The 3,739-nt window shown below is 42.2% G+C and carries 2 protein-coding genes; one reads left to right on the top strand and one right to left on the bottom strand.

Annotated elements, in window-relative coordinates; genetic code table 11:
• Positions 1 to 153 precede the first annotated feature (153 nt).
• On the top strand, positions 154 to 1,443 hold the full coding sequence (locus tag AACQ17_RS07570) for an NAD(P)/FAD-dependent oxidoreductase (protein ID WP_026028144.1): 1,290 nt from the start codon (positions 154 to 156) through the stop codon (positions 1,441 to 1,443).
• Positions 1,444 to 1,556: 113 nt separating this feature from the next.
• Here AACQ17_RS07570 and AACQ17_RS07565 read toward each other — a convergent pair whose 3' ends face one another.
• Positions 1,557 to 3,623 carry a beta-prism lectin domain-containing protein gene (locus tag AACQ17_RS07565; RefSeq protein WP_094147410.1) on the bottom strand — a complete coding sequence of 689 codons (2,067 nt, stop codon included), beginning with the start codon at positions 3,621 to 3,623 and terminating at the stop codon, positions 1,557 to 1,559.
• Positions 3,624 to 3,739 lie beyond the last annotated feature (116 nt).

The raw sequence follows: 3,739 nt of genomic DNA, 5'->3' as shown, positions 1-3,739 counted from the left end.
GTGTAGTTACATGCATTTATCCTAATGAAACGTGCTGCGAAGATAGCTTCATTTGCTGAACAAGATTTATCTGAAGCAAGCGCATTACTGAGAATTCCTTCAGTGTGAGATTTCACGCTGAATCATGTTTATTTCTTTTTGAGGATTATTGTTGTGACACGAATTATCGTAGTCGGTGGTGGCGCGGGTGGTTTAGAGCTCGCGACTAAACTTGGTCGCACTCTTGGCCGTAAAAATCGCGCAGAAATCACATTAGTGGATCGTAAAGCAAGCCACTTATGGAAACCGTTATTGCATGAAGTGGCAACGGGTTCATTAGATGAAGGAGTGGATGCGCTAAGCTATCGCGCTCACGCAAAAAATCATCGTTTTGATTTCCAAATGGGTAGTCTTGCTGATATTGATCGTGAACGCAAAGTGATTGTTCTTAGTGAATTGCAAGATGAGCATGGTGAATTGTTAATGCCAAGTCGTGAGCTTGAATATGACATTTTGGTGTTGGCAATCGGTTCAACGTCTAACGACTTCAATACTCCAGGAGTTCGTGAGCATTGTATCTTCCTTGATAGCCCTGAACAGGCAAATCGTTTTCGTACTGAAATGAATAATGAGTTTCTAAAACTTCATGCGAAAAATGGTAACGGTACAGTTGATATTGCGATTGTTGGCGCAGGTGCAACGGGTGTTGAATTATCTGCTGAGCTACATAATGCAGTAAAAGAGCTGCGAACTTATGGTTTTGGCGATCTTGATTCAAGCAAACTGAATGTCAACCTTGTGGAAGCGGGTGAGCGTATTCTACCCGCTCTTCCACCTCGCATTTCTAGTGCTGCACACAGCGAATTAACGAAATTAGGTGTCAACGTTCGTACTGCGACTATGGTCACGCGAGCAGATAAGGATGGCCTAACAACTAAAGATGGCGAAAAGATTCCCGCTCAGATCATGGTGTGGGCTGCTGGCATCAAAGCACCGGATTTTATGAAAGAGATTGCCGGTTTGGAAACAAACCGCATTAATCAGTTAGTGGTAAAAAATACCTTACAAACCACAAGAGATGACGATATTTTTGTGATCGGTGATCTAGCACAATGTACACAAGCCGATGGTTCATTTGTGCCACCTCGTGCACAAGCAGCGCACCAAATGGCAAGCCAAGCGTTCAAGAATATTGTTGCTAAGCTTAACGGGCGTGAGCTCAAACCGTATGTTTATAAAGATCACGGTTCGTTGGTTTCATTAAGTCGTTTTTCTACCGTTGGTAGCTTAATGGGTAATTTAACCAAAGGCTCGATGATGGTTGAAGGTCGTATTGCGCGAGTAGTGTACATTTCTTTGTATCGCATGCACCAAATGGCGCTGCACGGTATGTTCAAAACAGGGTTGATGATGTTAGTTGGCCGTATTAATCGTGTGTTGCGTCCAAACTTAAAGCTTCACTAATATTCCCAGCGTACTGGCCATAAAAAAGCCTCGCCTTTGTTAAAAGGCGAGGCTTTTTTTGTCATCCCCCCACCACCGCCTTGGACGGTAGTGGGGGTTATATCAAATTCAAGTTATTTAATGGTACTTGAGCGATAAGTGTTATGTGTTAGCCAACTAGGCTGAGCATTGGTTGGTACTGAGCCATCTTGGTTAATGTTTGAGAAATGGAACGAATGTTGGTTCCAAATTCTCGTTGCATTTTTCCATGGTTTATCAGCATCGGCTGACTGGTAAACATAAACACCATGGTTGATAGCTCTTTCTGGAGCATAGTCATTTGCTACGACAATAAGCGATGCATTGTTATTGCCTTCTAGATCCGCCACAACAGGGTATTCCCACAAGGTGTCAGATGAGTTTGCAATCGTTGCTAATACAGCACCAGTACGCCCATCGAGGATTCGAACTCTTAGGAAGTCCTGTACGATAACTTCATCAATGCCATCACCAGTGAAGTCATAAGCAGAGACACCAATTTTTCCACTATTAGAGTCATCATTTTTCACAGACCAAACCTTACCGCCTTGCGCATTGTACATGTCAACAGCATAGTAACCAGCGTATACGATACCCATATTCTGTATGTTGTTGTTGATTTTTTCACCCACAATAAACTGTACAGCATTCACATGCTTTTTGAAGGTGAAGATAGGCTTTGGTTTACTCCACACATTTAAGCCTACCAGTTGGGTATTGCTTGGGACTGTATATCGTTCAGTGGTTGCTTTGCTCTTCATGACAGGAACAGCATAAGGAATCGTTTTAGTTTTCCAAACAGGAGCTAGGTAAGAAACTGTTTTGGTATGCCAGCCAAAGAACCAGTAAGAAACTTGTTTTGTTCTCCACTCCAATCCAAGATATGGAACTTCTTTGGTTCGCCACTCTAATGCCGGGTATTTAAAGGCTGAATCTTTTGAACCTAACGTTATTTTCGAACCATCATTGAGAGTGAATTCCATCTCGAGTACGCCATATGTCCACCACGTTTTATATTTGCCGTAGGTTACATCGATAGAGCGGACTTTGCTTGTATCAATAGTATGCAGTGAACCGCCTTGACCACCCACCATATTACTTGCTGTTGATCCAATAGCGTCAATCAGATCTCCTGAGCGGATTTTAAGTTGGTTGTCATCTGCTATTTTCACTGGATGGCTGTGATGTAGATGGGTATATCCATAAACAGGGGACTTAGCGATTTCATTGGTAGAGGTTGTAGCTTTGCCAAGGAAGTTTGAAATAGCTTGAGCACCACCACCTGGATTTTCAGTATTAGTAATTTCCCATTTCACACTTCCATCACTTTCTAATACAGCAAAAGAGCTATTTTGTGATGCTGAGAGTGACGCTGGTACTGAGATAATGATCTCAGGTTTGTTATCATTATCCAAGTTAGCAACGGCTGAGAACCAAATGTGGTCGTTTGTAGGATGCTGCCAAGTAAATGCGCCATTACTTTGATAAAGAGAGCCATTTGAGAACACTTCTTGTATGCCATCACCATCCACATCCAAGCTTATAGGTGATGGAGACCAATCGTAGGTGAATAATAGCCCAGTATCGTAGTTATAGACACCATCAGCCGATAAGATCTCAACAGAAGAGTCGTTGTTGAGGTCGCTTAATGCGATATTTCCTGATGCGCCACCACCAGTTTTGGTTTTAGTAATCTGCTTTTTAATATTTCCGTTAACATCAAGGATGTTGATGAATTTGCTATCTAGACTCGTGCTAACAATCTCTACCAAGCCATCTCCATCAAGATCAGCTATAGCAGGGGAATAGCGAGCATCGGCTATAACACCACCATTATTGTATGACCAAAGTTCAGAACCATCAACGCCACTCAGGGCTCTAATTATTCCCCCTTTCGCATACTTGTTACCTTCAAAAGTAACAACGATAATATCAGCGATATCATTCTCGTCGATTTTTCCGTCACCATTATCATCATTTAACTGAGCAACGATAGGTGCCGCCATGACTTGGTTAAACTCAGGTTTAAACGAGCTACTTTCCCAAGACCACTTTAATTGGGTGTTTATCTCACTAGGGTTTGATGCGGTTGCAATAGTGCTGACTGCAATACTGCTTATTGACAGTAGCCCGACCGCACATAACGAAAATTTAGAAGTCATTAGGTAACATCTCTCTCAGTATGTTTGTGTAAATTCCGATTTAAATTGATGTTGTTAACCTGTGCTGCACTTCAACGATAGGTCTTACGGTAAATAAGTTGAACATGGCACAACAC

Origin of the sequence: Vibrio sp. V10_P2A27P122, from assembly GCF_963874335.1 — a bacterium.
In the GTDB taxonomy this organism is placed as follows: Bacteria; Pseudomonadota; Gammaproteobacteria; order Enterobacterales; family Vibrionaceae; genus Vibrio; species Vibrio anguillarum.
Note: the sequence above shows the minus strand (reverse complement) of the source record. Positions and strands in the feature narration are given on the sequence as shown.